The following is a 1,354-nucleotide window of genomic DNA, read 5'->3' as shown; positions in this document are numbered from 1 at the left end:
GGCGACAGGACCAAGCAGATTGTGGACAGAATCCAGAAGCGGCTGGGCCGCATCGAAGCCGGTTGAGGCCAGACGACCGGGACGCAGAAAATCCGAAAGCGCCAGCGTTCCACCTCCGGCTTTCAGACCGAGGGCCGCAAAACTGTCGAAGACGATCTTCGAGAGCGCATCGAAATCGTTGATGATCCAGGCGAAGAAACCGATATACAGCGTCTTCTTGACCAGGCGCTGGATGATGTCCTCATCCGCCGCCCAGGCCCAGAACAGCCCGGCCAGTGCGATATCCAGCACAGACAGTGTTCCTGCCAGCGAGATCACATCCCCTTTCACCAGACCGAACCCGGTATCGATGGTGGTGGTGAAGGCATTCAAGAAGGTGTCGATCACCCCGACATCATTGGTGGCCATGGCGGTCAGTTCCCGCTGCTGCCGAACATCGACACCGTGCCGGGCACGTAGGCGTCATGCTGGGAGAAATGCTGATACTGCGCTTCGCTCTCCGCTTCCGTCACGGCCTCCCGCGCCTGTTGCAGCGCCGTTGCCCGACCATTGGCGGCCAGTTCAGCCTGGATGTCGGACAACTGGCGGGATTGCAGGGCGAGAAGCTGGTTCCCGGCCTGCGCCGCCTGCAACGCGCCCGTGGAGGTCTGGCTGGCGGAAACAAGCTGCGTCATGGCGCTGCTATCGCTGGGGATATTGCCCACCACCCGCGCCTGCAGCTTCAGGGCATCCTCAAACCCACCGATGGAATTCTGCCAGCGCGTCTGCGCCTGGTTGAATAGGGCACTGTCGGACATCCCCGAGGAGACGGACGTGTACGCCTGCTGGTATTGCTGCTCGACGGACTGGACGCTGTAGGCAATATTCTGCGCCTGCGCGAGCAGAGCCGTCGTCTGGGAAATCGTTGATTGTAGCGTCGACAATGTCGAGAGTGGCAGGCTTGCGAGGTTCCGCCCCTGATTGACCAGCATCTGCGCCTGGTTAGCCAGCGAGGTGATCTGGTTGTCGATCTGCGTGAGCGTGCGGGCCGCGATCAGCACGTTCTGGACGTGGTTCGCCCCGTCATAGACCGCCCACTGGGCATAGGCCGGATGCAAGGGAGAGAATGTACCGCAAACCGCCAGCATTGCAGACGTCAGAAGAACACCCCGTCGGAAATGTCTTTCGCTCGCACGACCGAAAAATTCAGCCCAAGGCCGGAAAGATTTTTCCATCATGGCACGCGTCCATCGCGCAGAAGGTCGGCTGCCCATGACACGCCGCGCGCCTCAAACCAGGCCGGCAGAAAGCCGTCCCGCCCATGTTCCGCCAGCACCGTATCGATCGCTCGGTGATCGTCCTTGCCGGACGCAGC

General features: G+C 61.4%; 2 protein-coding genes and 1 pseudogene. All 3 read right to left on the bottom strand.

From position 1 onward, the window contains the following. Window positions 1-408, bottom strand: a 408-nt coding sequence (locus tag HK28_RS11880) for a type IV secretion system protein (RefSeq protein WP_198945879.1), incomplete at its 3' end; no start/stop codon positions are given. A gap of 5 nt (window positions 409-413) precedes the next feature. Further along, window positions 414-1,217, bottom strand: a complete 804-nt coding sequence (gene trbJ / locus HK28_RS11875) for a P-type conjugative transfer protein TrbJ (protein ID WP_086644769.1) — start codon at window positions 1,215-1,217, stop codon at window positions 414-416. Continuing rightward, window positions 1,214-1,354 (bottom strand): annotated as a pseudogene (locus HK28_RS11870) (conjugal transfer protein TrbE); the annotation flags it as partial. The pseudogene HK28_RS11870 and the gene trbJ, both read right to left, overlap by 4 nt.

Origin of the sequence: Acetobacter sp. DsW_063 (genome assembly GCF_002153745.1) — a bacterium.
GTDB lineage: Bacteria > Pseudomonadota > Alphaproteobacteria > Acetobacterales > Acetobacteraceae > Acetobacter.
This window is presented reverse-complemented; position numbering and strand designations above follow the sequence as displayed.